This is a genomic window from Idiomarina seosinensis (assembly GCF_003987275.1).
In the GTDB taxonomy this organism is placed as follows: Bacteria; Pseudomonadota; Gammaproteobacteria; order Enterobacterales; family Alteromonadaceae; genus Idiomarina; species Idiomarina seosinensis.
The window spans coordinates 574916-601462 of the sequence record NZ_PIQF01000001.1 but is presented as its reverse complement, the minus strand read 5'-3'; the positions used below and the strand labels follow the sequence as shown (position 1 = coordinate 601462).

Sequence of the window (26547 nt, the reverse complement as noted above, 5' to 3'; positions counted from 1 at the left end):
AGCTCCTTTATCGTTGATTTTTACAGCCATCTAACAGTACCCGAAAGCTGGTCGTTGCGCCTTCTACTATCCAATTTATCTGCTGGGCTTCTAGTTCGAGCTGTTGCAACCAACTAATAAACAGTGAGCGAGTCCCTTTACGATGAAAATTAAAAAATTTTAAGCCGTTGGTTTGACTACGATTTAGCGTCTGACTCAAACGTTTGGCTAGTACCTTTCCACCCATGGTAGCACCCTCGACTACGTATGCAGCACCAATAGCTTGATAATAGCCAAGTTTCAGGGGCTCCACTGACTCTGTTGGGCGGGAGCCGCTAAGACAGTTAATATCATCATTCAGAGCTTTCATTCTTGGCAAATAACAGTAATCACCACGATTTAGATCAAAAAAATGCTTCGATAGCGTGGGTTCTAATGCCCAAAATAGTCTGCGAAGCCTGAGCAACGCAATAAGATAATCGTCATCCGTTACTTTGGGTGACATTAACCGACTCATGTCCGGTAACTGCTCAACTTGATCATGCAATGACGCTGTTGCTGCGCGCAACTGTTCCAATATATTGTTTTTATTCATAAAAGGTTACGACAACTATAGACTTAATTCACGAAACATGTCCCGTAACCGAACAACTCGGTCTTCGGCTAATGGTTGTGGCGCCACTTTTCCCCAAACGGGATCGGGCCAGGCAACATCGGTTTTAAAACGCGCGATATGGTGTACGTGTAACTGCGGCACCACGTTACCCAGCGCTGCGATATTCAGTTTGTCAGGACGATACTCTGCCTTCAGCCAATGGCTCAGAAAGCTACTTTCATGCCAAAGTTGTTGCTGTTCTTGTTCTGATAACTCAATAATTTCAGCAACTCCATTTATTCTTGGCACCAGAATAAACCACGGATAATTAGCATCATTTATAACGCGCACCTCGGATAGCGGCCAGTCGATTAAATGAATGCTGTCCTGCGCAAGCTGCGGGTGAATCTCAAAGTTATTTTCGTTGTCACTCATCGCTAACCTCTAGCTTTACGTTGGGCTTGGGATAACACCTGCTTAAACCATTTAACGCTATCGTCCAGCGTTTCGATCAACCTGTGGTCATCATTAACCAGATATAAATTGGCTTTGGTTCGGTTAGCGAAGCGCCAGCTATTTTCAACCGGAACAATATCATCGTGCCAACCATGAACAATGTGCGTTTCACAGTTAACGGTAACGCTGTCAAAGTCGACATTGCCACCTAAATAATAGGCCGGTGCTAAGACAAATAACCCCTTACACTCAACTTGACCAGCTACCGCCGTTGCGACGTAACCGCCCATACTGGAGCCGACCAGGAAAATATCGTCGTCACTACTATCGGTGACCGCTTCGAGTAAGGTTTCAACTCTCTTATCGACATCCATTTGGCCTTGATAATCAATACTTCCCACAGTGCAATCGAGTTCTCTGGCAGCTGCTGCCAGTGCCTTAATTTTTGTGCCCCAGGGGCCACTTTCTTTGCCATGATTAAAAATAACGTGCATAGAGCCTTGTTTGCCTGTCAATTATTAGGTTATATATAACTATGTTGTTTATTTGTAAATAATAATTCATTTTAACACTCTTAGGTAGGATATCACTGATGCGATTAAAAGTGTGGTTATGCAACATTTTTACCCTCTCTGAACTCGCACAAAAGCTGGTTAAGCAATATGGTTCTCCAATAAGCTTCCAGCAACTAGCTGCCGGGACTGAGTTAAAACTTGCTCAGCCAAGTGGAAGAAAATACGGCGATATTCAGCCAACACTTGACGACTACCCGATTGATGGCCCCAAGCACCGGACTATCTTTGGCCAAAATGCCTTATTTAATTTACTGACCATGATTATTAGCAACCGCGTTGATTACACTGTCGACTACCAATTTATGATTAACTTTTATAACAAATTATCTCCCCCCAACAAGCAGGCCTTACTGGCATTTATTCCTATCATTGAATATGGCCAACGGCCAATTACCGGTGCAATAGGCTGTGCACGTAACCCTTGGGGGAAACGTGCTATCGAGCATATTAATAGAAATATTGAAGCAATAACTGCAGATCCAAAGCTATTAAAAAGCCTGGATTTCTGGTTAGGTCCTGACCGCTTGCTGGTTGATAAAGACGAATAGTCAGTAGGAGAAGATAATGCAAAAATTGTGGTTTATTTTGGTGTTTGCCGTATTCGCTGCCGCTTATTCTCAGCGGGCACAAGCTGATGAAAAACAGCTGGAAGAAGTGATTTGGGCAGTTAACGCTTACCCTCCCTTTTTTATTGTCGATGGCGAAAATACTGGCGAAGGTTTTTGTGATGTTTTAGTTAATAAAATGCAACAACAACTTACCGATGTATCTCATACTATTCGTCGCCTACCGCCACGCCGAATTACCTTGTTAATGAAACGAGAAAAAAATCTATGCTTTCCGTGCTTGATTAAGCGCGCTAGCTACAATGCTGAATTTAACTATACCGATACCACTCATCTTTACCCACCGCATGGAATTATCGCGCATGCGGATGCGGCACAGTTAATTACTCAGCGTTATGGCAACCCTGCGTCCTTTGCTGCGCTAGTCGGTGATCAACAACTACGTTTTGCTCACCCCATAGAACGTCGTTACGGAAAGTTACAGCCCCTGTTAGAAGAATATCTTATTGGTCAAGAAAACTATCGCATTGTAACGGGTGATAACGCTCACATTAACTTGATGACCATGCTATTGAATCGCCGTGTTGACTACACCATCGACTACCGGATGATTAAACGTTATTACGAGGAAACACATCCGCACATCGACGAACAGCTGGTGTTTATTCCGATTCAAGAGCATCAGGGCAATATTATCGAGGGCGCTATTGGCTGTAGTAATAATGCCTGGGGTAAAAAAGCAGCGCAAAAACTAAATGGTGCTATTGACTCGTTAAGAGCAGATAGCACCTTTCAGCAAACACTCGATAAGTGGCTGGGCGAGAGCCGGCCCAAATAGCTAGACTTTAAGGCCCCAATCTTTGTACGCCTGGCTGGCAAGCGCCTCACGAAACTGTGGTGCCGCAACATTGATTAAAGCACGGGCCCGTTCGGTCATACTTTTTGCCCGTAAATTAGCAATACCGTGTTCAGTGACAATATAATGTACATGAGCACGCGTGGTAACAACGCCAGCTCCTGGCGTCAGCAATGAACTGATCCGCGACACTTCACCACCGCATGCGGTTGACGGTAATGCAATTACTGAGCGCCCACCTTCTGATAAACTAGCACCACGGACGAAGTCCATCTGTCCGCCGACCCCGGAATATATCTTGGTACCGATCGAGTCAGCACAAACCTGACCGCTTAAATCGACCTGCAGTGCACTATTAATCGACATGACCTGTTTGTTTTGCCGAATAACCGCCGTATCGTTGGTGTATTCGACATCAAGAAAGAATACTTCCTGATTGTCATCGACAAAGTCATAAAGTTTTTGCGAACCCATAGCAAAAGTCGTTACGATGCGGCCGCGATGTTTTACTTTACGCGAGTTATTGATTACGCCCTTCTCGACCAGTGGTAGCACACCATCGGAAAACATTTCGGTATGAATCCCGAGGTCACGGTGATTACCCAAACAACCTAACGTCGCATCCGGGATCGCGCCGATCCCCATTTGTAAGCAGTCGCCGTCATCAATCAGGCTAGCCACTTGCTCACCAATTTTTTGCGTTACCGGGTTTTGCACCGGCTGCCAGTGCTGAGGCAATTCCGCTTCCTGCTCGAAATAGCGATCAAACTTGGCTAGCGGTACCAATGCGTCGCCATGCGTTCGTGGCATTTTAGGATTAATCCAGGCAATCACTTTTTTGGCGACCTGCAGAGCTGCTCGCGTTGCTTCTACCGAAATACCCAAGCTGCAATTACCATGTTTATCGGGAGCAGAAACCTGAATAATGGCGGCATCCAAAGGCTGTTCGCCCGAGCGAAATAATTTGGGGATTTCCGACAAGAATATTGGAACATAGTCGGCAAAACCATCATTAACAGCTTTGCGCGTCGACGCGCCGACAAAAAACGCGCGTTGCCTTAAGTGTCCATCTAATTCCGGGTCGGCTAACGGTTCGCTATATTCAGTATGCAATTGTAATAAGGTTAAGTTCTTACGTTGTCGGGCAACGTTCTTCAGTCCCTCAAGTAGCTTGTAAGGGGTTGCGGCCATCGACTGACACCAAATTACATCGTCGTTTTCTAAAATTGATAATGCTTGTTCAGCAGTATTAACTTGCATTTTACGTCCTGTTTAAAGCAATGGTTCTGAGACAAATTTTACCACACGGTCGAAAATTAAATTTTATAAAATTCAACGATATTCCAATTTGATCTAATCAATTAGCGCTGGATCAACAACTAGCCCAAAATCCTCGACTACACTTATACATGGCTACTATCTGAACTTTGTTTAAGGGAGGTGCCGTCATGGATAAGTCGGTTAAACAAACCACGAACTCGTCGGCGTTCTACGTGACTACTGCGATAGTCTACTTATCGCTTGGACTACTGGCATTGTCTCCCATTGCGATTATTTGGTTCGCAGCGGGCTGGCTGCATGATATTTTTCAACAGTCATCAACTTTTTTTGCTGGTGAACCGCGTTTATATACCGTATTAACCATTGTAGCGATCGCCAGTACGTTGACGATCATTGCCGATAAAATTTATCAGCACATTAAAGCGCGACGCAAACGAGAGCTTGAGCACATTTAAACGTTCTAGCCAAAGCGCTGCTGTAAATATTGGTTAATGTCGTCGGATTCGTACATCCATTCGCTGGAGCCGTCGTCTTTTTCAATCCGCAGGCACGGAACTTTGATCCGGCCTCCGCCTTGTTCAAGCTCTGTTCGGCGTTGCTGATTATTTTGTGCGTCTCTGACTTCGATCGGCAATGACAGCCGCGCCATCTGCTTGCGTACTTTGATGCAAAATGGGCAGGTTTTAAATTGATAAAGTGCCAATTTCTCGCACTCCTTATCAACCTCTTCCTGCTGCTGCGACGTGCGCTCAATCCCTTTAGGCGTGCTTAGTTTTTCTCCAACCAGCATAAATGGCGTTAACACCAAACGAAGGAAACGAAAGAAATACCGAATAATAAAACGCATAATCACCCTGACTGCTACTAGAAAATCGACGCTCAGTTTAGCATAAATTGTGTGCTGTTCTCAGCTAGTTAATGAGCGCTTGTGCTGCTAACTCGAAACTGCGCAATCTTGCGCTGTGGTCGTAGGCATGACAAGTTAAGATAAGCTCATCAACTTGAGTTTCCGCAACAAATTGTTCCATACTCCGCTGGACCTGTTGCTGATTGCCGACCGCCGTATAACTCAGTGCATGATTTGCAGCCGCAAGCTCATGCGGCGAAGCAAGCTTAGACAAATCATCGACCGGAGCTTTTAAGCGACCCGGGTTACCCCGTCGTAACGACACAAACTGCTGCTGCATGGAACTCATCATGTAACGCGCTTGTGCCTCTTCATCAGCGGCAAATACGTTCATCGCTGCGGCTGCATACGGTTTATCTAAATATCGTGATGGCTTAAAATTATCGCGATAGGCTTGCAGCGCCTGGTGCAACTGATCAGGGGCAAAATGCGAAGCAAAAGCATAGGGCAACCCTAAGTGAGCGGCTAGTTGAGCGCCAAAGGTACTCGATCCCAACAACCAGACCGGGATATTCTCACCGAATCCAGGAATTGCTTTTATCGGCGCTGATTCATCAGTTTCGGCAAAGTAATGCAGCAACTCTTGTACGTCGTTAGGAAAATTTTCCGCGTCATCAGGCTTGCGCCGCAGCGCCCGTAGCGTTCTACCGTCTGTTCCCGGAGCTCTGCCTAAGCCGAGGTCTACTCGCCCAGGATATAGTGCGTTTAATGTACCAAACTGCTCCGCAACCACATAAGGAGCATGGTTTGGTAACATTATGCCTGCCGATCCTACTCGGATAGAGTTGGTCTGGCTGGCAACATAGCCCAGCGCGACAGCAGTAGCAGCCGAAGCAATGCCCGCCATATTATGATGTTCCGCCATCCAAAAACGATGGTAGCCCCACTGCTCGGCATGTTTTGCAATATCGGCTGAATGATGCAGTGCTTCAGCAACCGAACCTTGTTCGGTCACCGGTGCTAAATCCAGAATTGAACACTTCATGGCGATCCTTAACTGAGCTAAAAATTTACTTGTACCGTAGCAACTGACATGGATCGATGTTCCAACTAATTCAAGGTAAAGATATGGAAAGCTTTATAGAACGTTGGGCCGAAGCTGCCTACACCAGTGTTGGTTTTTTCTGGATGGCACTTTGGGCGTTTGTGCTTGGCTACTTAATCAGTAGTTTAATTCAGGTTTTGGTCACCCGACAGCGAATGCGTAAGTCTATGGGTTCAAACGACCTGAAGTCGGTATCGCTAGGCTCCTTTTTCGGCTTTATCTCCAGCTCCTGTAGCTTTGCCGCGTTAGCCACGACTCGCGCGTTGTTTAATAAAGGCGCCGCCTTTAGCGCATCCATGGCTTTTCTACTGGCATCCACCAACTTAGTTATCGAGCTGGGTTTCGTTATCGCCATATTCCTCGGCTGGCAGTTTGTCGTCGGTGAATACGTTGGCGGTATCCTGCTGATCTTATTCGCCTGGCTATTCATCACTGTTACTAACCCAGCCAAGTTGATTAAGTCAGCCCGCAACGAAGAGAGCGATGACGATAATCAATCATCCGATAGTTCACTGGCTGATCTGCTCAAGCTGCACACCTGGCACCAGGTCGCGATGAAATTCGTGATGGAATGGCAAATGGTGTGGAAGGATATTTTAATTGGCTTTACCGTTGCCGGAATTATATCCGCCTTTGTGCCAAGTAGCTTTTTTGAATGGCTGTTTTTAGGTGTTGGAGGCAGTTCTGAATTAAGCTTTTGGGCAGTACTGCAACAAGCAGTGGTGGGCCCCATTGCGGCTTTGTTCACGTTCATTGGCTCGATGGGCAATATTCCTCTTGCCGCGGTTCTGTTTGGTGAAGGCGTTGCCTTTGCCGGGGTAATGGCATTTATTTTTTCAGACCTGGTGGTGTTGCCGGTACTGCGTATCAATGCCGGTTATTACGGCTGGAAAATGTCTTTATACATTGCACTGATGCTGTTTGTCTGCTTAGTCGCAAGCGCAATGGTCATGCACTACGGACTTTTAAGCCTGGATTTATTACCAAATTTGGAAAACTGGGATTCCCCCAAAGAGCAGCAACACTTTAGCTTTAATTATGGGTTTGTGCTGAACATCGTCTTTTTGTTAATAAGTGCCGTTCTGGTCAAGCTGTGGATTGCGCACAAAAACAGTCATCAGCATGACCATGGCCACCATCACCATGACCACGGCGGTCGCAGCTTAAGTGACCGCATCATGTTAACGTTAAGCGCTGTTAGCGTAATCTGGCTAATTGGCGGGCTGCTCATTTATTGGTTGGGTTAAGCGCACGGCCCAGTTGATGAAAGTAATCGAACCAACATTCGGCCACCTGATTTTGCAGCTCGACCGGCGGATATAAACCGGCCCGGGCTGTAGCCGTTTGTTGGGTACCAGCCACTAGAAAATGATTTTTTAATGATTGACGCTGGATGATGGCCTCAAAACAGCGAGCTGCTATTTCTTCCGGCATTGCAAAGTAACGGCTGTTTAAACGTTTATCGTAAGCAATGCAGTGGCGCATAAAGTCCCCTGTCTGCTTGCCGTCAGCATTTAAATACAAACGCTTAAACGCCAGGTTTAAACAGTCATTTAAGGGATGGGCAACAAGCTGTCTGGATAACAGCCAGTGATGGCTTGCAAAGCGCAATGCCGGGGGAGCATCAGTGAACATTTTGTCACAGATATAGTGATCGAACGCGTGAAACCATTCATGCGCCAGGCTTCCGCCTCCTGCATTTTTAGCTAACGCCAGCACCCGGCCACTCGGCATATAGTGAGCCGCCGCACCGGGTCTGCCGCCAATGCCATAATGTAATGCCAATGTGCCCCGCAACGACAGCACATGGTTAGGTACGTGCAGGATCTGTTGTAAATCGCATAGCGCATCAAAAAACAAATTCGCTGCCCGCTGCTGTTCAGCAGCAGTTACCCAACGACCGACTCGCACCGAATAAAAACCAAATAACCGCACAATATCGGCAAAAGAGACATCAGCGCCCGCTCTGTGTTCAGGCCCATTTCTAAAGTATTCTCGCATGCGCAAAGATTACCACAAACCGGCTTTATAACGCTCCCTCAATTGCCATCGGCCACACACCGCACTGTACCTTAGCAATATGGTCCAGCTGCAATAGCTGCATGGCAACTCGTGACTGTCCGATACCGCCGCCTATGGTTAGTGGCAACTGGCCTGCAATTAACTGTTGGTGCCAGGGTAACTCTGCACGGTGCTGCTGCCGGCTAATTGCTAATTGCCGCGCTAACGCTGTTTGATCCACACGAATCCCCATGGACGACAATTCCAAAGCATCGTCCAGCCCCGGATGCCATACTAATAAATCACCATTTAAACCGGTTCGTCCGCCGTCTATCGGCGTTGACCAGTCGTCATAATCCGGCGCCCTAACGTCGTGCGCTGCGCCATCCGATAGCACCCCGCCGATGCCCAGAATAAATACCGCCCCGTATTGTTTGGTAATTTGTCGCTCTCGCTGTTTTGGCGTTAGCCCCGGATACTGTTGCAGTAGATCCTCACTATGAATAAATTGGAGGCTCTGCGGCAACAAAGGCGACTGCTGATACTCTTTACAAAGCGCTTGCTCGGTGGCCTGCAGAGCCTGATAAACTTTTTCGACAGTGGTTCGTAAAAAGTTCTCACTGCGCTGCTGCGCGTCAATCACCAGTTCCCAGTCCCATTGATCAATATACACCGAGTGCTTTGCTCCCAGCGTCGTTTCGTCAGGCCGCAGCGCCTTCATTTCGGTCACTATTCCTTCGCCAACCCCAAATTGATAGCGCGCTAGCGTTTGTCGCTTCCATTTAGCCAGCGAATGAACCACTTCAAATTGCTTGTCCGGGATCGCCTTAACACTAACCGCAACCGGCTGTTCCCAACCAGACAAGTCGTCCTGTACACCAGTCCCTGTCTCACTTAATAACGGCGCCTGCACCTCGACCAGTCCGAGTCGGTGAGTCAGCTCCGTGCTAAACTGTCTTTTGGCACGCTGGATTAGTTGTTGCTGTCGAATAAACTGATGTTTCATGTGATTGACCTTTTAGCTGCGTTATTTGTTAAACCATTAACAACGTTCAGCGACATATATTCAATACCATTTAAATAAAACAGCTTTACAGGGTGATTATTTTTAACTTTAATGGATTAAAACCAATAATTAGTTAAAATTAGATGGCGAATTTTATCAAAAACTATCAAATCGATAATTTAGACCAGGCCATTCTTACCGAGCTCATCAATGATGCCCGCATACCCTATAGCGAAATTGCTAAGAGAAATCGGGTCAGTCCGGCAACCATCCACGTTCGAGTCGAAAAAATGCGTAGCGCCGGAATTATTGCCGGTACCCGTTTACAGATTAATGCCAAACAATTGGGTTATGATGTGTGCTGCTTTATCGGTATTACATTGCGCCACGCCGGCGATTATCCAACAGCGATAGAAAAGTTAGAAAAGCTGGAAGAAGTGATTGAAGCCTATTACACCACGGGTCAATACAACGTTTTTATTAAAATAATGACCCCCTCGATTAACGATCTGCAGCATGTTTTAATCAACCGTATACAATCCATTGAGGAAATTCAGTCGACCGAAACACTGATTTCGTTGCAGCAGCCAATTAACAGGGATATCCAGCCATGAACAACATTCGACTGACAGAATTCAGCCACGGCGCCGGTTGCGGTTGTAAAATTTCGCCCAGCGTATTGTCGACTATATTAGACTCCAAACTGTCGTTAACTCCCGACCCTAAATTGCTGGTCGGCAATAGTAATCGTGATGATGCGGCAGCTTACGACCTCGGCAATGGTCAGGTTATTCTCAGCACCACCGACTTTTTTATGCCGATTTGTGACGACCCCAGAGACTTTGGCCGAATTGCGGCAACCAATGCGATTAGTGACATTTATGCCATGGGCGGACAGCCACTGATGGCGATTGCTATTTTGGGCTGGCCACTCGATAAGCTGCCGGCTGAAGTTGCCCAACAGGTGCTAGAGGGCGGCCGAGAAGCCTGTGCCAATGCCGGCATTACCGTGGCCGGTGGTCACAGCATTGATGCGCCGGAACCTATTTTCGGGCTGGCAGTTACCGGCCAGGTCGCCAAAGACAAACTTAAGCAAAATCATACGGCCGGTGACGGCGACGTGCTGATGTTAACCAAACCATTGGGCATCGGTATATTAACCACCGCCCAGAAACAAAAGAAATTGAAGCCAGAGCACGATCGCATCGCTATCGAGACCATGTGTCAAATGAATAGCATCGGTTATCACCTCGCAGCACTCGACTGTGTTACTGCAATGACCGATGTTACCGGCTTTGGCTTAGCCGGACACTTAGTGGAAATGACCGAAGGAGCAAATTTAAAAGCCCGCGTGCAGCTCGACCAGGTGCCGCTATTACCTCAAGTCATGGACTATCTTAAGTTAGACTGTATTCCCGGCGGCAGCCGCCGTAACTATGAAAGTTATGGTTCAGAACTTAGCCCAATGGATGTGCTAAACCGTCATCTGGTCTGCGATCCCCAAACCTCCGGCGGTCTGCTGCTAAGTGTCCGTAAAGCCGATATTGACTCGGTTTACCGGGTTTGTAAGCAACATCAACAATCGGTAACACTTATCGGCGAATTACATACTAATCCGTTACAGTCACCACGCGTCGTGTTTGAATAATGACCACATTAGATTTCTTGTGGCTTGAACCTGAGTCTTTTCGTCAGTTATTTACCCGGCAACGACCAATACTTGATCTGCGTGCCCCCGCTGAATTTGCCAAGGGCGCCTTTCCCGGCGCCATCAATATCCCGTTAATGGACGACGACGAACGTGCTCAGGTTGGACGCTGCTACAAACAACACGGCCAACAAGCGGCTATCAATCTCGGCCACCGACTCGTTAGTGGCGACACTAAGCAGCGCCGCATTGACCAGTGGCTGGCGTTTTTTCAGCAATACCCTGACGGCGTTTTATATTGCTTTCGCGGTGGCCTCCGCTCACAAATAGTGCAGCAGTGGCTGGCGGATAACAACTGTCGGATACGTAGAGTGAGAGGCGGCTATAAGGCCCTGCGGCGCTACCTTATTGACAGTTTAGAACAGCTGGCACCACAATTTGACTGGGTGGTACTTGCAGGCCGAACTGGCTGTGATAAGACACAACTGATCCAACAGCGAGCCAATAGCATTGATCTAGAGCATTTAGCTCACCACCGCGGTTCCGCTTTTGGTCATTTCCCAGAGCCACAACCCACACAAATAGATTTTGAAAATCAACTGTCAATAGAATTGCTTAAACGCGCTGATGCAGGTCATCAAACGTTATTTATCGAAGACGAAGGCAGTCACATCGGTAGCATCTCAATTCCCGAGATATTACGTGAGAGTTTGCGAGACGCCGACGTTGAAGTTATCGAGAAGCCGCTGGAGCAGCGTATTGACGCTATCTACCGCGATTATGTGCATCGGGCGTCGCAAGCTTATCCCAGTTATCAACAATTCAGTGACGCATTGCTGAAGAGTTTGGCGAAAACCCGCAAACGGCTGGGGGATAAACGCTATCAACAGCTACATGAGGTGATGCGGACAGCGCTGGATACGAATTCAGAAAAGCTACATAAGCTATGGATTGAGCAACTGTTAACTCACTACTACGACCCAATGTACGATTATCAGCTCCATCGCAAGAATGCGACCAGACACCGAAAAGATGTCACTAGCAGCAGTTGATTTGTTAGAGTAATGCGTAATTAAAACCAAGAGGAACTTACTATGCTAAGAAAACTCATTCGTGGTATCAGCGCAGTGGCGTTGGTCAGCGTCGCCCTGCCCTCGCTGGCGGCCGACAAAGACCTGTCGTACTACCTGCCGACTGATGTTGACTACGATCCTTCAATTACCAAACCGTCAGAAATTCTTGGCCACGAAGTTGGCGAATGGCATGCCCGTCATGATTTGATTGTTCGGTATATGGAGGTTTTGGCTGAAGAATCCGACCGCATTACTTTTGAAGTTACCGGCCGCACGCACGAACAGCGCCCTTTAGTGCTGCTGACTGTAACCAATCCAGATAACCACAGCAATATCGATCAGGTTCGCGAACGCCATCTGGCAGCAGCCGATCCTAACCGCGATGCCGATCCTGAAAATACACCACTAGTCATGTATATGGGCTACAGCATCCATGGTGACGAATCCAGTGGCAGTAACGCTGCTTTAGTATTTGCATACTACCTGGCAGCAGCTCAGGGTGAAGCCATTGAGCAAGTGTTGCAGGACTCGGTCATTTTACTGGACCCTTCACTGAATCCGGACGGTCTAGCCCGGTTTGCACAATGGGCAAACCAGCACCGCAGCGAGAACTTGGTGGCTGATCCTGATCATCGTGAACATGTGCAGCCGTTTGTCCGCGGTCGTGTCAACCACTACTGGTTTGATATGAATCGTGACTGGTTGTTGCTGCAACACCCGGAATCACGGGCCAGAATTGCAAACTTCCAAAAATGGAAGCCTAACGTACTGACCGATTTTCACGAAATGGGAACCGACAGCACCTTTTTCTTCCAACCCGGTATTCCATCGCGGAAAAACCCAATTACCCCGGATGAAAACGTTCGTCTGACCGAAATATTGGCTGCTGAGCACGCCGACTCTCTCGATGAGTTTGGCAATTTGTACTACACCGAAGAATCATTCGATGACTTCTACTATGGGAAAGGTTCGACCTACCCTGACGTACAAGGCGCTGTTGGTATTTTGTTCGAGCAAGCATCGAGCCGCGGTCACTTGCAGGACTCCGTGAATGGCGAAGTCGAATTTCCGTTTACGATTCGCAACCAGTTTATTACGTCGCTAAGCACCATTTATGGAGCACATAAAAACAAAGCCCGCTTTATAAAATTCCAGCAGGATACTTATAACCGTTGGATGGAAATGGGCGACGACGCAAACTTCGATGGTTACCTGATTGGTGACAATAGCGATCCGAACCGTTTGCAAGGCCTTATCGAGATCCTGAAGCAACACGACGTTAAAGCCTATCGGGTGGAAAAATCGGTAGAGACTGATGGTAAACGTTTTGCCGCCGGACGCAGTTATTTTGTCCCGGCGGAACAGCCGCAATTCGGTCTGATTCAGGGAATGTTCAGCACCCGTAAGGACTTTCCGGACAACACCTTCTACGATGTGTCTGGCTGGACCTTACCAATGGCATTTAACCTGGAGTTTAGTCAATATCGTGGACGCATCAGCTTGGCTGACCAGGCCTGGGATGAGCCGCAACGCGACTCCTACACCTTAGCCGGCGATGCCTACGCCTACGCATTCGACTGGAATGATTACCTGGCACCGGGCCTACTGCAGGAATTACTAGAGCAGGACATTCATGCTCGTCAAAGCTTTAAACCGTTAACTGTTGAGACACCTGGCGGCATAAAAGAATTGAGTGCAGGCTCAATCGTGGTCACCCGCGCTTATCAACAACATGATTGGGCACAGGTGCAAAAAACGCTAGCGAGTGCTGCCTCGGAACGTGATATTCCGGTTGTTTCAATAGAGTCTGGATTAACACCTGAAGGTATTGATCTGGGTAGTCGCAACATTCAACCAGTAGCCGAGCCTAGTGTCATGATGCTAACCGGTGACGGTGTAAACCTCTACGAAGCGGGTGAAGCATGGTATTACTTTGACCGCCACGTTGGTATCCCCTTATCAATGGTCGATACCGATCGTCTGTCACGAGTTAATATCAGTAAATACAGCCACATTGTGTTGGTCGACGGTAGCTACTATACGCTGGGCAAGCGAGAGCGTAAGCAGCTTACCGACTGGGTCAACAAAGGTGGTGTTATTATCGGCCAGCAAGGCGGCGCCGAGTGGTTAACAGAAAGTGGCTTGTTACGCGCCGAGTGGGTTGCCGACGATGCCTATGAAAGCGCCTTTGATAGCGAAGGTTTAAGCTACGCTGAACGCGACGATTTTTACGCACAACGTCGGGTCGCAGGCGCGATTTTCAATATGGATGTTGATAAATCTCATCCACTGATGTTTGGATTTCCACGTGAGCAGATGCCGGTATTTAAGGACGAGCTTAATGCCATGCAAGTGCCGGAGAGTCCATTTATTAGCGTCGCTCACTATAATCAGCAGCAGCCACTGCTGAGCGGTTACGCTGATCAGCGCAATCAGGACGTACTGAAAGGTAAAGCAAACATTGTTGCGCATCGCTACGGCTCAGGCCGCGTTATTGGCTTTGCTGATAATGTTAACTTCCGCGCGTTTTTCTGGGGTACTGCTAAGCTACTGAGTAACGCTGTTTACTTAGCGCCTGCTATCGAAGCTTACGCTAAACCGATTGAAGACAAGAAAGCCGCCGATGCGGCAGCAGCAGAAGCTGCTCACTAAGCGTTTACTATACGCCGTAAAAAGCCGGTAAAGCCATTGGGTTTTACCGGCTTTTTTTATGCGCGGTTGGTCTTTCCCTAGAATCTCAACTATTGTTAGTTTGATATTTAAAAAACAGGGAGATTCAATATGTTACGTTGGGTTTTAATCTTTTTAGTAGTTGCGGTGATTGCCGCCGTACTTGGTTTCGGCGGAATTGCCGGAGCGGCCGCAGGCATCGCAGAAATCATTTTTTATATCTTTATTATTTTATTTGCTGTTTCACTAATTATCGGCTTATTGGGAGGGAAACGCCGGCGTTAATGAATAAAAAGCAGTCTATTAGACCTTGGTCGAATGACGCTCGCCATTAAAGATGCGGTAGTATTATTGCGCTCGATCAAGGTTTTTTTTACTGTTCAAAATAACAAGAGGCACTTTCCATGAATGCAATCTTTGTGATGCTTCTGGGTCTCGGCGCGATGTTTCTCGGGTATGTCTTCTATTCCAAGTTCATAGCCGAAAAAATCTATAAGCTTGATCCAAACTTCAAAACACCGGCTCACGAGTTTGAAGACGGCGTTGATTTCGTCCCGACTAACAAATTCGTCCTGTGGGGCCATCACTTTACATCTGTTGCTGGCGCAGCCCCGATTATTGGACCTGCAATAGCTGTCATCTGGGGCTGGGTCCCCGCTTTCTTGTGGGTCATTTTTGGCACCATATTTTTTGCTGGCGTACACGACGCCGGTGCCATTTGGGCGTCAAACCGCAATAAAGCACGGTCAATGGGTAGTTTAACTGGCGACGTCGTCAGTAAGCGCGCTCAAACGCTATTCATGATTGTTATTTTCTTAGTTCTGCTAATGGTCAACGCAGTATTTGCTACTGCCATTGCCGGTCTGTTGATTAACTTCCCAAGTGCCGTTGTACCGGTCTGGGGCGCCATTTTTGTAGCACTTATCATTGGTCAGATCATATTCCGTAAGTGGATGGGACTAGGCGCTGTATCGGTGCTGGGCGTCGTTGCTCTGTATATTTTAATTGGCGTCGGTCCATCGGTTCCGCTGACATTGCCTGATATGGCGATGGGGCTGTCTGACAACGCGCAATGGATATTGATCTTGTTCGGCTATGCTGCAATTGCTTCGTTGTTGCCGGTGTGGATGTTGTTACAGCCGCGCGATTACATTAATGGCCTGCAATTATTTATTGGTCTTATCCTGCTCTATGGCGCTGTGTTGTTGCTGGGGCCCGATATGACCGCCCCCGCCTTTAATGCCAATACGCCGGAAGGCACACCCTCCATGTTACCGCTATTATTTGTAACCATTGCCTGTGGCGCAATTTCCGGCTTCCATGGTCTGGTCGCATCAGGAACTACCTCGAAGCAGCTGGATAAAGAAACGGATTTACGCTTCGTTGGTTACTTTGGTGCAATCGGTGAAGGCTCATTATCACTGGCTACTATCATCGCTGCCTGTGCTGGCTTTGCAACATTAGCTGACTGGGAAGCGGTATACACGTCCTTTGGTCAGGGTGGCGTATCTGCTTTCGTTGAAGGTGGCGCGCGTATCATCAGTGAAGGCGTAGGACTGGACGTTGGTATTTCGGAAACCTTGCTGACCGTAATGGCTGTGCTGTTTGCCGGAACGACCATGGATACCGGGATCCGTCTGCAGCGTTATATCTTCCAGGAATGGGGTAATATCTATAATATTTCGGTCATCCAAAAACCCCTCGTCGCGACCATTTTAGCGGTAGGCAGCTGTTTGCTACTGGCTTTCGGTGCTGGCGGTGCGGATGGTTCCGGGGGGCTGGCAATTTGGCCATTATTTGGTACCACCAACCAGCTGTTGGCAGGACTGACCTTAATGGTAATTACCGTGATGTTGGTGCGGTTAGGCCGGCCTATGTACGTGACCTTGCTGCCGCTGATTTTCCTGCTTATCATGACGGTGTTCGCGTTAATTATTCAGTTACAAGGATTTTACGAAAAACAAGATTACTTCCTGTTCTTCTTAGATATTGTGGTGTTAATTGCTGCTATCTGGATTATTCTGGAAGCCACCGCGACCCTGTCAAAGGTGAGTAAAGAAAATAAGCGTAACTTACAACGCTAGGAGGCAATAGCATGAACATTCATTCGATTCGTCAATGGTTCGAGCGCGCCGGTGAGTTGGTTAACGAGTTTTACAACGCTCCTTACCGCTCCGCTATTGCTCGCGCTAAACGTGACGAAGATGACTTGTTCATGCTACTTGTTTTTTCGGAAATGATGGGCGTGCCGAACCCGGCCGCCTACTATACGCTTGAGCTGCAGCCGCTGATGTTAGAACGTTTCCATGAATGGCACCAGCGTATGGGAATGGAACACTCTCCGCTTGACCACTTCCGCTGCTGTTAAGCAGCCAAACCGAGATAGTTAATTATGAAGAACTTGCTAGACCGGAAAATATTACTGGTCGGCGGTAAAGGCGGCGTCGGTAAAACAACGGTTTCGTCTGCACTGTCGATTTTAGCGGTTCGTGCCGGTAAACGCGTATTAATTGTATCGACCGACCCGGCTCATAGCCTGGCTGATGCTTTCGATACCCCTATCGGTGATAAGAAAACGGCGATAAAGAACAATCTGGATGCGCTTGAAATCGACCCGGATCATGAGGTGAAAGCCCATATCAAGCGTGTTACGCAACAAATGAAACGCTTTACCAATCCGGATCTGTTTCCAGAGATTGAGCGCCAAATGCGACTTTCCCAACAATCTCCAGGGGCGCAAGAGGCCGCCCTGCTCGAGCGTATTTGTCAAATCATCGACGAGGCCGAGCAAGACTACGATTTGCTGATCTTTGATACCGCCCCAACCGGCCATACCTTACGCCTGTTAACCTTGCCAGAAGCAATGGCTGCATGGACGCAGGGCATGCTGCGTTCGCAAAATCGTTCGGAAGAATTTGAAGGGGTATTGCAACATTTAGCACCCAAAGCCGGTAAGGACGTGAGTAATCCAATGTCAAACCCGGAACAACATGCCACTGACGGAATGACCGACAGGACTAAAGCAATTTCTGAACAGCTACTCACCCGGCAACGTCTGTTCCAGCGCACACGGCGCTTACTGCAGGACGCCACCTACACCGGTATTTTGTTTGTACTAACGCCAGAACGATTGCCGATACAGGAAACGGACCGGGCGTTAAAAGCATTGACTCAGGAAAAGCTGCCCATTGCAGGCGTAGTCATTAATCGGATTTTACCGGAGCAGGCAGACGGACAATTTTTGGCCCGCCGCCGCAAGCAAGAAGTTAGCTACCTGGAAGATATTGGCAAACGCTTTAATAGTTGGCCCAACTATCGACTGTCACTTTTGCCCGAAGATCCTCAAGGACTGTCTGCACTCGAGCAGTTCGCTGATCATTTATCCGACGCGGGTTTTGGAAAAACCTGATAATCGGAATATTCGCGAACCGTATAGTCGTCAAAATCTTTAAAGTATAAGTAACTACCGGCTACCTGTTCTTCGGTTCGCTGAGGAACAGTATAGGTTTTCCCTTCACGCTCGATTTGCATTAATTCAATCTGCAATTTAAACCGCTCCAGCTTCACCGACATCGCGGGTGAAAAGGATTCCTGCAGAGTAATCGACAAGCCCTTTAGCTGCTCACTGTCTACCGACAGGTATAAATGCCCCTGTAACTTATCGTTATGTTCACTAAACTTTTCTAAGTTAGGCTCAAAACTATATGCTCTTAACGTCTGGCCCTGCCACTGTCGCTGATCCAGGTATTGCAGTGTTTGTTCTTGCACCAGGGTCGTTAACGATAACTTGACACTTTGTTGCTCTTCATCGGTGGTTTCTGACGCAGCTTCCTCATCCCGCTTCATACGACGGTATTCATCCAGTCGGTGAGCCGATGGCGTCTCAGCATTTTCCTGCAACAGCTGCCAGGGTTGTTCTTTAACCTGTGGTTGATGCAATTCCAGCATAGTGCGGTCGTCAAACCTTGAGTGACGCTCATAGCCGAACTCAACCGCCTGTTGTTGCCGCAATTGATTTAATGCTTCCTTTGCGTCTTCAATCTGGGTATCCGCGGTAGCCACAAACGATATCAATAAACAGCTAACCGCAGCACTCACCTGCCAGTAGAGAATTTTCATCAACATCTCCGTTTGAAATAATTTTGGTTCACAATCGATCGGTTTTAGTCAATAACCACGTATTATCAAGCGAACAACTAATCCTTTATTGACTATGGCCAAGGAGAATAGCAATGAAAGCCGTCGGCTACCAGAAGTCGTTAGCAATTTCCGAGCCCAATGCTTTAATAGATATTGAGCTACCAGCCCCCACGCCCGGCGACAACGATCTATTGGTTAAGGTTACTGCTATTGCTGTAAACCCAGTGGATACAAAAATCAGACAGCGGGTTAGCCCGGAACAAGGCTACAAAGTGCTTGGTTGGGATGCTGTTGGCGAAGTGATCGACGTCGGCCAGTCAGTAAGCGGTTTCAAGCCAGGCGACAAAGTCTGGTATGCGGGCGATATTACCCGTCCGGGCTGTAACGCACAGCAACAACTTATCGATTACCGAATTGCCGCTAAGGCCCCGTCAACACTGCAGGACATTCAAGCAGCGGCGATGCCGTTAACATCAATTACCGCTTGGGAGCTGCTATTTGATCGATTAAAACTAAACAGTCACTCGCCCCACAGCAAACGTTGCCTGCTGGTCGTTGGTGCTGCAGGCGGCGTCGGTTCGATCATGGTGCAACTGGCTAAGCAGTTAACGGGCGCAACCGTTATCGCGACCGCTTCAAGGCCCGAATCGCAACAGTGGGTAAAGGCGCTGGGTGCTGATCACGTTATCGATCATAACCAACCATTAGCAGCGCAGCTAAATGATATTGATGCAGTTACCGACGTCGCCCTGTTGACCCACAGTGACCAATATTTTGATGCTGTAGTGGACCTCATAGCAGCACAAGGTCAAATTGGTATTATTGATGACCCTACGGCGCCACTGGATATCACCAAACTTAAACAAAAAAGTGTCAGTTTACACTGGGAGTTTATGTATACCCGCTCGATGTTTCAAACTGAAGACATGGCCACGCAAGGCCAACTGTTAGCAAAAGTGGCTGAGCTTATCGATAACAATCAGCTACGCTCAACGCTCGGACAAAACTTTGGTGCTCTTAATGCCGCTAATCTTATCAAGGCGCACGCCGCCGTTGAGTCAGGTAAAACGATTGGAAAAATCGCATTAACGGTACCGGAATAGTCGGTCGGCAGCCTTATGTAACCGATTTTTAATTTACAAACATACAAGTATGTATGTATAATTCCGGGCAATAAAATGAGCAAAAGAACTAACTCGAGGTAATGGATGAATAATCGGTTGAAGTTAATTCCCATCGTTGCCGCTGGCCTTTTAGCGACCAGCTCGTTAACAGCATGCAGTGAGCAACAAGCTGGCCAGCAACAACAAGCACGTCAAGCACCGTCGGTAACGGTGACTGAAGTTGCCCCGCAATCGGTGTCAATATCGACACAGCTGCCGGGCCGTACTTCTGCATACCGAGTAGCACAAGTAAGACCTCAGGTTAGTGGTGTGTTGCTGGACAGAAAATTTGAAGAAGGTACGACTGTCGAACAAGGGCAACAACTTTATCAAATTGACCCAGCCGTTTACGAAGCTGAATTTGCCAGTGCTGAAGCCGAAGTAGAGCGCGCCAAAGCAGTACTAAAAAGCTCCGAATTACGTTACCAACGATTCAAAGAACTGTTGCAGGAAAATGCTGTTAGTCAGGACGAATTTGATACTGCGGAAGCGACCTACTTTGAAAATAAAGCCGCCGTTGCTTTAGCCCAGGCGCAGCTTAAAACCGCGCAAATCAATTTGGAATACACCAATGTTCATGCGCCTATTAGTGGTGTCATTGGTCGCTCTAATTTTACTGAAGGCGCGCTGGTTACTGCATCACAGGCCGATCCTCTGGTGACAATTAATCAGCTTGACCCTATTTATGTAGACATTAGCCAATCCAGCAAAGAATTTTTACAGCTGAAAGCAGATATCGAGTCAGGCCGCATTGAAGCTACTCCTGAGGGTAATGCGGCAGTGCAACTGAACCTGAATGGACTCGACTATAAACAGCAGGGTGAATTGTTGTTTTCTGAAGTAACAGTGGAACAAGATACTGGCGCCATTTTGCTTCGAGCTAAATTTCCAAACCCAGATAATCATTTATATCCTGGTATGTTTGTTCGGGCTGAAGTAAGCGAAGGTACCTTAAGTGATGCTCTTTTGATTCCACAACAAGCGGTTACTCGTGATCCAAGGGGCCGGCCTTATGTAATGCTAGTGGTCGACGGTAACAAGGTTGAACAACGTATGATCGAGACGGTCCGCGCCATCGGTAGCGACTGGTTAGTCGGTAGCGGCATCGAAAGCGGTGATCTTGTAGTAATCGAAGGCTTACAAAATATTCGTTCTGGCGACAGCGTACGCATTGATAACTCAAGCTCTGAACAGCAATAAGGGATTCGGAAATGGCTAAATTTTTTATTAACCGCCCGATATTTGCTTGGGTTATAGCGATATTGATTATGATGGCCGGCGCGATTGCGGCCATTCAGCTGCCAATTGCTCAGTACCCGACCATTGCTCCGCCAGCGGTGGAAATTCAGTATAACTACCCAGGCGCCAACTCTGAGACTGTTGCCAATACAGTCACCAAAGTTATCGAACAAAACATGACAGGTATCGATAACTTACTCTATTTTTCTTCCCAGAGTAATTTTGGTAATGGCAGCATCAGTCTAACCTTTGCCTCGGGTACGGATCCTGATATCGCTCAGGTACAGGTTCAGAATAAGCTGTCCCAGGCGACACCTCAGCTGCCACAAGAAGTTCAGGCACAAGGTATTACGGTCAGCAAGTCCAGTAGTTCATTTTTGATGGTGCTGGCATTAGTCGCTAAAGATGACCGCTACAATCAAACCGATCTCAGCGATTACATTGCCTCGAACATTCAAGATGAAATATCCCGTACCAGCGGTGTCGGTAACGTGCAGTTATTCGGTGCTCCATACGCAATGCGCATCTGGGTCGATCCTGCCGCGCTGGTTAACTATGGGTTGACCATGGCTGAACTGAAATCGGCCATACGCGCGCAAAACGCCCAGGTCGCTGCCGGTGAACTTGGTGGTACCCCAGCTGTTGACGGTCAGCGCTTAAACGCAACGATTATCGCACAAACACGCATGTCCGATCCGGAACAGTTTGAAAACATTATTCTGAAAGTGCTGCCAGATGGCTCTCAAGTTCGTATGCGCGATGTCGCCAAGGTTGAACTGGGTGCCGAAAATTATTCAGTAAACGCTAATTACAATGGTAACCCGGCAACGGGTCTTGCAATAAACCTGCAAACTGGTGCTAACGCCTTAGAGACGGCTGAAGCGATAAAAGCGCGGGTTGCAGAGCTGGAACAGTTCTTTCCTGAAGGGATGGAAATGGTGACGGCCTACGATACCACTCCGTTTATCAAGATATCCATCTCGGAAGTGGCACAGGTACTGATTGAAGCCATTATTCTGGTGTTCCTGTTAATGTTCGTATTTCTACAAAACTTACGTGCAACCTTGATTCCGACACTCGCCATTCCAGTGGTTATTTTGGGTACTATGGGTGTTCTGGCACTTGCCGGTTTCTCCATCAATACCTTGACCATGTTCGGTATGGTGTTGTCCATCGGACTGTTGGTTGACGATGCCATTGTTGTTGTTGAAAACGTCGAACGATTAATGTCCGAAGAGGGATTATCACCAAAGCAGGCGACCATTAAGTCAATGGGACAAATAACCGGTGCCCTGGTGGCTATCGGTGTGGTCATGGCTGCGGTATTTGCGCCGATGGCCTTCTTCCCTGGTGCGACAGGTGCCGTTTATCGTCAGTTCTCGTTAACCATTATTACCTCTATGAGTTTGTCGGTGCTGGTTGCTATCATCTTCTCACCAGCACTGTGTGCCACCATTCTAAAACCTGTAAAAGGGCATAAAAGTGAAGGCTGGGGTCCACTTGGCTGGTTTAACCGCACTTTAGAGAAAGCCACCGATAAGTACACCAATTCCGTGCACAGTATTCTTCGTCGTGGTATCCGTTTCGGTCTTTTGTATCTGGGTATTATTGCGGTTTTAGCCTTTTTATTCACACGCCTGCCGTCGGCCTTCTTGCCAGAAGAGGATCGCGGAGTCTTTTTGACCCAGATGAACCTGCCAGTAGGCTCGACTCTTGAGCAGTCCAATCAGGTAATGAATAAAATTGAAAATTACTACTTAGAGCAGGAGGATGCGGTAAAATCGGTGTTCTCAGTAGTTGGCTTTAGTTTTTCCGGTCGTAGTCAGGCCAATGGTATTGCCTTTGTGCGGCTTAACGACTGGTCAGAACGTGATGAAAGTCAAAGCGTACAGGCCGTTATTGGCCGCGCCTTTGGCTTCTTCTCGACGATTAAAGAAGCAATGATCTTCGCCTTTAACTTACCGCCGATTCCTGAACTCGGAAATGCCACAGGTTTTGACCTGTACTTACAGGACCGCGGCAATGTAGGCCATCGACAACTAGTCGAAGCCCGAAATCAATTGTTGGGAATGGCGAGTCAAAATGACAAGCTGCAGCAAGTTCGGCCTAACAGCCTTGAAGATGCGCCACAGTTAAAAATTGATATCGACTTTGAGAAAGCACAGGCTCTGGGACTTACCATCAGTAGTATTAACGATACCCTGAGTACCGCCTGGGGTTCTGCCTACGTTAATGACTTTATCGACCGCGGTCGGGTCAAACGAGTCTATGTTCAGGGCGAAGCCGATGACCGTATGTTGCCACAAGATATAAACGAGTGGTACGTGCGCAACAACCAGGGCGATATGGTACCGTTCAGTTCTTTCTCTAGCTGGGAATGGACCTACGGACCGCAGCGTGTCGAAAGCTATAACGGTGTAGCCGCGATGAACATCCAGGGTCAGGCAGCCCCCGGTGTGAGTACAGGGGCGGCACTGTTAGAGATGGAAAAAATGATTGCTAAGTTACCTCAGGGCATTGGCTTTGAGTGGACAGGCATCTCTCTTCAGGAGCGTCAGTCCGGCGACTTCGCGCCTATTTTATACACCGTATCGCTAGTGGTTGTATTCCTGTTCTTAGCGGCCTTGTACGAAAGCTGGTCGATTCCATTCTCGGTGATGTTGGTCGTGCCTCTCGGTATTTTAGGTGCAGTTATTGCCGTCTCCTTACGGGGCATTTCTAACGATGTTTACTTCCAGGTCGGTTTGTTGACAACGGTCGGTGTCTCAGCAAGGAACGCAATACTGATTGTCGAGTTTGCTAAAGATCTGCAGGAGCAAGGTAAAGAATTGCTGGAAGCGACCCTGGAAGCAGTGCGACTGCGTTTACGCCCTATCCTAATGACCTCGTTAGCCTTTATCTTCGGGGTAATGCCACTGGCATTAAGTGACGGCGCTGGTGCTGCCAGCCGAAATGCAATCGGCACCAGTGTTATCGGCGGTATGATCGGTGGTACTGTGTTAGCAATATTCTTTGTGCCGCTGTTCTTCTATGCAGTGCGCAGAGTATTCCCGCCTAAACAACAAACCGAATAATCGGTATTAAAAAAGCCCCGGTCGCGAAACTAGCGCCCGGGGCTTTTTTTATCTGCTTTACTACTTTTTCTTAGATTCATCGACCTCTTCGTACTCACCATCAATGACAGTGTTATCTTCGCGGTCATAAGACTGTTGTTGCTGTTCCTTGTAGCGATTCTTACTCTCTTCAAACTGTGCCTTCGCCTGCTTTCTTAACTGCCAAAACTGGCGAATGGCATGTCGTTGTTTCCACAGCAGCGGTATCATTAAAATAACACCAATAATGAGAATGAAAACGCCGAAAGTAATAGCCAAGCCGACCATCACCAGCAATAAAAAAAGGCTCAGTATCTTACTGAGCCAGTTTCCTCCAGGACCACCTCCCGGTTGTCCGGGGCCTCCTGAAGCTGAATGACGACCCTGATTAAAGCGAATATACATCTGTTTTCGCTGTTGATTCATGCGTACTCCTATTAACTATCTATTATTAATAGACCACAAAAACAGCCGCATGTTCAACCCAAAGCCGTCAATCCAACAGCAAATTTTAGTCTTTACGTTGATCTTCCGTTGCTTTTCGAGCAGCTTCAAACTCATTTCCTGGCGTCCACTGTGGCCAGTCCCGAGAATTAGCTAAATCGTAGCCTAGCTCGAAAAACGCTGACAGGTCCTGCTGCGCGCCACGCAGATCCCAGTCCTTATTGTATTCGTCAGCTGGCTTGTGGTAAGCCTCTGCCACATATTTAGCTCGTTGCTCCTCAACCCACTCTTTGCCTTTAGTCAGGTGATCGTTACCGCCTTCTGCATACAGCATTGGCACACCTTTCTTGGCCAGACTAAAGTGATCAGAGCGATAGAAAAAGCCCGCTTCCGGTGTTGGATTAGGCGCTAAATAGCGATCCTGTTTTTCGATATACGGCTTAAGGTACTGATCCATTTCTGAGTTACCATAACCGATAACCACCATATCTTTGACCGGCCCATAGACGTTCATAACGTCCATATTAATACCGGCAACGGTTTTACTCAGCGGCATTAATGGCTCTTCGGCATACCATTTAGAACCCAATAAGCCACTTTCTTCTGCACCTACGGCTAAAAACATGATCGAGCGCTCAGGCTGTGGCTGTTGTGCAAATTTTTCGGCCAACGCCAGCAGCCCTGCTGTACCCGTAGCATTATCCTGTGCCCCATTGTAAATAGGATCATCTTCGCGCACCGGATCGGTTCCCAGGTGGTCATGGTGGGCCATGTAAATAACATGTTCTTCGGGGTGTTTGCTCCCTTCAATGTAGCCAACCACGTTATAGGCACTTAACTCTTCAAACTTATTACTAACCGATAAGTTTGCTTCGGTATTTAAAGACATCGCTTTAAAATCATCGCTTAACGCAAGTTGTCGTGCTTCTTCCACCGACAAATCAACGGTAGAGAGTAACTGTTCGGCACTGTCTTTGGTCAACCAGCCTTCAACTTTGGCCCGGTCCATATTATTATTTTCTTTTTTCAGGTCATAACGCACCGGCGAACCACCCGCAACAACACCCCAGCCGTAGCCGGCGGCACCCGTTTCATGAATGATTAATACGCCAGCCGCACCTTGCCGGGCAGCTTCTTCATATTTGTAAGTCCAGCGCCCGTAATAGGTCATCGCATTACCGTTGAACAGTTCTGGATCCTGAGTCGCGTAGCCGGGGTCATTAACAAACATCACCACGGTCTTGCCTTCTACATCCAGCCCTTCATAGTCATTCCAATCGTATTCAGGCGCTACTATTCCATAACCGACAAATACCATTTCGCTCTGGCTTAAGTCGACTTGTTCTGTTACCTGCATACTCCAGGCCATCATATCGGTACGATAGTCCATAGTTTCCGGCGCCTGATCACCGGAAAAACTCAAGTCACTCACTTTGTAAGGCATGATCTTAACCAGTGGTACCGATTGGCGGTAGCTGCCAGTTTCTTCGTTATATGGCTTAAGCCCCCACTCTTCAAAGTGGTTTTCGATAAACGAGACGACTTTCTCCTCACCTTCGGTCGAAGGCTCGCGCCCTTCAAATTCGTCAGCCGATATGGTTTTTAAGTAGTCCCGGAAATTAGGATTAAATGCAGACCCTTCCAAATCAGGCTTTTCTGATTGAGTGTCGGCCTGCTGATCGGCTGCTTCAGCATTGCTTTGCTGTGACGATTCATTAGCAGGGCTGCAAGCCATTAATAAACTCGCGGCAATCGCGCTAAGCGCAAAATGTTTCATGGTTTTCCCCTATTATTCTTATTGATGTTGTAAC

General features: G+C 47.8%; 26 protein-coding genes. 15 read left to right on the top strand and 11 right to left on the bottom strand.

The genetic code is table 11. The features are described from left to right. Positions 1-7 precede the first annotated feature (7 nt). Genes CWI81_RS02895 through CWI81_RS02885 form a run of 3 tightly spaced genes read right to left on the bottom strand, consistent with a single transcriptional unit; the run spans position 8 to position 1524 of the window. On the bottom strand, positions 8-574 hold the full coding sequence (locus CWI81_RS02895; RefSeq protein ID WP_126783724.1) for a biliverdin-producing heme oxygenase: 567 nt from the start codon (positions 572-574) through the stop codon (positions 8-10). Between the two features lie 15 nt (positions 575-589). Next, complete coding sequence (locus CWI81_RS02890; protein ID WP_126783723.1) at positions 590-1009, bottom strand: HIT domain-containing protein; 420 nt, start codon at positions 1007-1009, stop codon at positions 590-592. A 2-nt stretch (positions 1010-1011) separates the two neighbouring features. Further along, positions 1012-1524, bottom strand: coding sequence for an alpha/beta fold hydrolase (locus CWI81_RS02885; protein WP_126783722.1), 513 nt, complete (start codon positions 1522-1524; stop codon positions 1012-1014). A 98-nt stretch (positions 1525-1622) separates the two neighbouring features. Here CWI81_RS02885 and CWI81_RS02880 point away from each other — a divergent pair, with 98 nt between their 5' ends. Both CWI81_RS02880 and CWI81_RS02875 read left to right on the top strand, forming a co-directional pair. Next, on the top strand, positions 1623-2153 hold the full coding sequence (locus CWI81_RS02880; RefSeq protein WP_126783721.1) for a hypothetical protein: 531 nt from the start codon (positions 1623-1625) through the stop codon (positions 2151-2153). A gap of 16 nt (positions 2154-2169) precedes the next feature. Beyond that, positions 2170-3009, top strand: a complete 840-nt coding sequence (locus tag CWI81_RS02875; protein WP_126783720.1) for a transporter substrate-binding domain-containing protein — start codon at positions 2170-2172, stop codon at positions 3007-3009. Here the strand turns inward: CWI81_RS02875 and CWI81_RS02870 are convergent, their stop codons facing one another. Continuing rightward, on the bottom strand, positions 3010-4287 hold the full coding sequence (locus CWI81_RS02870; RefSeq protein ID WP_126783719.1) for an acetyl-CoA hydrolase/transferase family protein: 1278 nt from the start codon (positions 4285-4287) through the stop codon (positions 3010-3012). Between the two features lie 188 nt (positions 4288-4475). On the opposite strand from CWI81_RS02870, the gene CWI81_RS02865 reads away from it, so the two are divergent. Next, the gene (locus tag CWI81_RS02865) at positions 4476-4763 is read left to right on the top strand and encodes a hypothetical protein (RefSeq protein WP_126783718.1); all 288 of its coding nucleotides are present in this window, start codon (positions 4476-4478) and stop codon (positions 4761-4763) included. Positions 4764-4768: 5 nt separating this feature from the next. Here CWI81_RS02865 and CWI81_RS02860 read toward each other — a convergent pair whose 3' ends face one another. Further along, positions 4769-5155, bottom strand: a complete 387-nt coding sequence (locus CWI81_RS02860; RefSeq protein WP_126783717.1) for a glutaredoxin family protein — start codon at positions 5153-5155, stop codon at positions 4769-4771. Between the two features lie 64 nt (positions 5156-5219). Next, positions 5220-6200: an LLM class flavin-dependent oxidoreductase gene (locus tag CWI81_RS02855; RefSeq protein WP_126783716.1), complete on the bottom strand. Its 981-nt coding sequence runs from the start codon at positions 6198-6200 to the stop codon at positions 5220-5222. An 83-nt stretch (positions 6201-6283) separates the two neighbouring features. Here CWI81_RS02855 and CWI81_RS02850 point away from each other — a divergent pair, with 83 nt between their 5' ends. Then, positions 6284-7507 carry a permease gene (locus tag CWI81_RS02850; protein ID WP_126783715.1) on the top strand — a complete coding sequence of 408 codons (1224 nt, stop codon included), beginning with the start codon at positions 6284-6286 and terminating at the stop codon, positions 7505-7507. On the opposite strand, the gene CWI81_RS02845 is transcribed toward CWI81_RS02850, so the two are convergent. Then, positions 7488-8261 (bottom strand): CLCA_X family protein, encoded by a 774-nt coding sequence (locus tag CWI81_RS02845; protein WP_126783714.1) that lies wholly within the window; start codon positions 8259-8261, stop codon positions 7488-7490. The genes CWI81_RS02850 and CWI81_RS02845 overlap by 20 nt on opposite strands. A gap of 25 nt (positions 8262-8286) precedes the next feature. After that, positions 8287-9267, bottom strand: a complete 981-nt coding sequence (gene asnA, locus CWI81_RS02840; RefSeq protein WP_126783713.1) for an aspartate--ammonia ligase — start codon at positions 9265-9267, stop codon at positions 8287-8289. Between the two features lie 155 nt (positions 9268-9422). On the opposite strand from asnA, the gene asnC reads away from it, so the two are divergent. The 8 genes from asnC (at position 9423) to CWI81_RS02800 (ending at position 18067) form a co-directional block, all read left to right on the top strand. Continuing rightward, positions 9423-9881 carry a transcriptional regulator AsnC gene (gene asnC, locus CWI81_RS02835; RefSeq protein WP_241970365.1) on the top strand — a complete coding sequence of 153 codons (459 nt, stop codon included), beginning with the start codon at positions 9423-9425 and terminating at the stop codon, positions 9879-9881. Continuing rightward, positions 9878-10915: a selenide, water dikinase SelD gene (gene selD / locus CWI81_RS02830; RefSeq protein ID WP_126783711.1), complete on the top strand. Its 1038-nt coding sequence runs from the start codon at positions 9878-9880 to the stop codon at positions 10913-10915. Before asnC ends, selD begins: the two co-directional genes overlap by 4 nt. Continuing rightward, a complete protein-coding gene (gene mnmH, locus CWI81_RS02825; RefSeq protein WP_126783710.1) occupies positions 10915-11967 on the top strand; it encodes a tRNA 2-selenouridine(34) synthase MnmH in 1053 nt (350 codons plus the stop codon). Before selD ends, mnmH begins: the two co-directional genes overlap by 1 nt. Before the next feature lie 42 nt (positions 11968-12009). Continuing rightward, on the top strand, positions 12010-14640 hold the full coding sequence (locus CWI81_RS02820; RefSeq protein WP_126783709.1) for a M14 family zinc carboxypeptidase: 2631 nt from the start codon (positions 12010-12012) through the stop codon (positions 14638-14640). A 129-nt stretch (positions 14641-14769) separates the two neighbouring features. Next, positions 14770-14943 carry a DUF1328 family protein gene (locus tag CWI81_RS02815; protein WP_126783708.1) on the top strand — a complete coding sequence of 58 codons (174 nt, stop codon included), beginning with the start codon at positions 14770-14772 and terminating at the stop codon, positions 14941-14943. 119 nt (positions 14944-15062) lie between these two features. Beyond that, the gene (locus tag CWI81_RS02810) at positions 15063-16742 is read left to right on the top strand and encodes a carbon starvation CstA family protein (RefSeq protein WP_126783707.1); all 1680 of its coding nucleotides are present in this window, start codon (positions 15063-15065) and stop codon (positions 16740-16742) included. 11 nt (positions 16743-16753) lie between these two features. Next, positions 16754-17026, top strand: coding sequence for a cory-CC-star protein (locus tag CWI81_RS02805; RefSeq protein ID WP_126783706.1), 273 nt, complete (start codon positions 16754-16756; stop codon positions 17024-17026). A gap of 24 nt (positions 17027-17050) precedes the next feature. Then, a complete protein-coding gene (locus CWI81_RS02800) occupies positions 17051-18067 on the top strand; it encodes an ArsA family ATPase (RefSeq protein ID WP_126783705.1) in 1017 nt (338 codons plus the stop codon). On the opposite strand, the gene CWI81_RS02795 is transcribed toward CWI81_RS02800, so the two are convergent. Then, positions 18034-18777 carry a hypothetical protein gene (locus CWI81_RS02795; RefSeq protein WP_126783704.1) on the bottom strand — a complete coding sequence of 248 codons (744 nt, stop codon included), beginning with the start codon at positions 18775-18777 and terminating at the stop codon, positions 18034-18036. The genes CWI81_RS02800 and CWI81_RS02795 overlap by 34 nt on opposite strands. A gap of 113 nt (positions 18778-18890) precedes the next feature. On the opposite strand from CWI81_RS02795, the gene CWI81_RS02790 reads away from it, so the two are divergent. The 3 genes from CWI81_RS02790 to CWI81_RS02780 all read left to right on the top strand — a co-directional run bounded on the left by CWI81_RS02790 (position 18891) and on the right by CWI81_RS02780 (position 24274). Further along, positions 18891-19901, top strand: coding sequence for a zinc-binding alcohol dehydrogenase family protein (locus CWI81_RS02790; RefSeq protein ID WP_126783703.1), 1011 nt, complete (start codon positions 18891-18893; stop codon positions 19899-19901). A gap of 105 nt (positions 19902-20006) precedes the next feature. Then, positions 20007-21161 (top strand): efflux RND transporter periplasmic adaptor subunit, encoded by a 1155-nt coding sequence (locus CWI81_RS02785; RefSeq protein WP_126783702.1) that lies wholly within the window; start codon positions 20007-20009, stop codon positions 21159-21161. An 11-nt stretch (positions 21162-21172) separates the two neighbouring features. Further along, positions 21173-24274, top strand: a complete 3102-nt coding sequence (locus tag CWI81_RS02780; RefSeq protein WP_126783701.1) for an efflux RND transporter permease subunit — start codon at positions 21173-21175, stop codon at positions 24272-24274. A gap of 60 nt (positions 24275-24334) precedes the next feature. Here the strand turns inward: CWI81_RS02780 and CWI81_RS02775 are convergent, their stop codons facing one another. Together CWI81_RS02775 and CWI81_RS02770 are read right to left on the bottom strand one after the other, a co-directional pair. Beyond that, the gene (locus CWI81_RS02775; protein ID WP_126783700.1) at positions 24335-24718 is read right to left on the bottom strand and encodes an FxsA family protein; all 384 of its coding nucleotides are present in this window, start codon (positions 24716-24718) and stop codon (positions 24335-24337) included. Positions 24719-24803: 85 nt separating this feature from the next. Further along, positions 24804-26513, bottom strand: a complete 1710-nt coding sequence (locus CWI81_RS02770; RefSeq protein WP_126783699.1) for a M28 family metallopeptidase — start codon at positions 26511-26513, stop codon at positions 24804-24806. Positions 26514-26547: the final 34 nt, after the last annotated feature.

Bases quoted from the DNA above. Each gene is read 5' to 3' on its own strand.
- CWI81_RS02880 (WP_126783721.1), top strand. From the start codon at position 1,623: ATGCGATTAAAAGTGTGGTTATGCAACATTTTTACCCTCTCTGAACTC.
- CWI81_RS02865 (WP_126783718.1), top strand. From the start codon at position 4,476: ATGGATAAGTCGGTTAAACAAACCACGAACTCGTCGGCGTTCTACGTG.
- CWI81_RS02810 (WP_126783707.1), top strand. From the start codon at position 15,063: ATGAATGCAATCTTTGTGATGCTTCTGGGTCTCGGCGCGATGTTTCTC.
- CWI81_RS02785 (WP_126783702.1), top strand. From the start codon at position 20,007: ATGAATAATCGGTTGAAGTTAATTCCCATCGTTGCCGCTGGCCTTTTA.
- mnmH (WP_126783710.1), top strand. From the start codon at position 10,915: ATGACCACATTAGATTTCTTGTGGCTTGAACCTGAGTCTTTTCGTCAG.
- CWI81_RS02795 (WP_126783704.1), bottom strand. From the start codon at position 18,777: ATGAAAATTCTCTACTGGCAGGTGAGTGCTGCGGTTAGCTGTTTATTG.
- CWI81_RS02895 (WP_126783724.1), bottom strand. From the start codon at position 574: ATGAATAAAAACAATATATTGGAACAGTTGCGCGCAGCAACAGCGTCA.
- CWI81_RS02805 (WP_126783706.1), top strand. From the start codon at position 16,754: ATGAACATTCATTCGATTCGTCAATGGTTCGAGCGCGCCGGTGAGTTG.
- CWI81_RS02820 (WP_126783709.1), top strand. From the start codon at position 12,010: ATGCTAAGAAAACTCATTCGTGGTATCAGCGCAGTGGCGTTGGTCAGC.
- CWI81_RS02855 (WP_126783716.1), bottom strand. From the start codon at position 6,200: ATGAAGTGTTCAATTCTGGATTTAGCACCGGTGACCGAACAAGGTTCG.
- CWI81_RS02780 (WP_126783701.1), top strand. From the start codon at position 21,173: ATGGCTAAATTTTTTATTAACCGCCCGATATTTGCTTGGGTTATAGCG.
- CWI81_RS02790 (WP_126783703.1), top strand. From the start codon at position 18,891: ATGAAAGCCGTCGGCTACCAGAAGTCGTTAGCAATTTCCGAGCCCAAT.
- CWI81_RS02870 (WP_126783719.1), bottom strand. From the start codon at position 4,287: ATGCAAGTTAATACTGCTGAACAAGCATTATCAATTTTAGAAAACGAC.
- CWI81_RS02775 (WP_126783700.1), bottom strand. From the start codon at position 24,718: ATGAATCAACAGCGAAAACAGATGTATATTCGCTTTAATCAGGGTCGT.
- CWI81_RS02845 (WP_126783714.1), bottom strand. From the start codon at position 8,261: ATGCGAGAATACTTTAGAAATGGGCCTGAACACAGAGCGGGCGCTGAT.
- CWI81_RS02890 (WP_126783723.1), bottom strand. From the start codon at position 1,009: ATGAGTGACAACGAAAATAACTTTGAGATTCACCCGCAGCTTGCGCAG.
- selD (WP_126783711.1), top strand. From the start codon at position 9,878: ATGAACAACATTCGACTGACAGAATTCAGCCACGGCGCCGGTTGCGGT.
- asnA (WP_126783713.1), bottom strand. From the start codon at position 9,267: ATGAAACATCAGTTTATTCGACAGCAACAACTAATCCAGCGTGCCAAA.
- CWI81_RS02815 (WP_126783708.1), top strand. From the start codon at position 14,770: ATGTTACGTTGGGTTTTAATCTTTTTAGTAGTTGCGGTGATTGCCGCC.
- CWI81_RS02875 (WP_126783720.1), top strand. From the start codon at position 2,170: ATGCAAAAATTGTGGTTTATTTTGGTGTTTGCCGTATTCGCTGCCGCT.
- CWI81_RS02850 (WP_126783715.1), top strand. From the start codon at position 6,284: ATGGAAAGCTTTATAGAACGTTGGGCCGAAGCTGCCTACACCAGTGTT.
- CWI81_RS02860 (WP_126783717.1), bottom strand. From the start codon at position 5,155: ATGCGTTTTATTATTCGGTATTTCTTTCGTTTCCTTCGTTTGGTGTTA.
- CWI81_RS02770 (WP_126783699.1), bottom strand. From the start codon at position 26,513: ATGAAACATTTTGCGCTTAGCGCGATTGCCGCGAGTTTATTAATGGCT.
- CWI81_RS02800 (WP_126783705.1), top strand. From the start codon at position 17,051: ATGAAGAACTTGCTAGACCGGAAAATATTACTGGTCGGCGGTAAAGGC.
- CWI81_RS02885 (WP_126783722.1), bottom strand. From the start codon at position 1,524: ATGCACGTTATTTTTAATCATGGCAAAGAAAGTGGCCCCTGGGGCACA.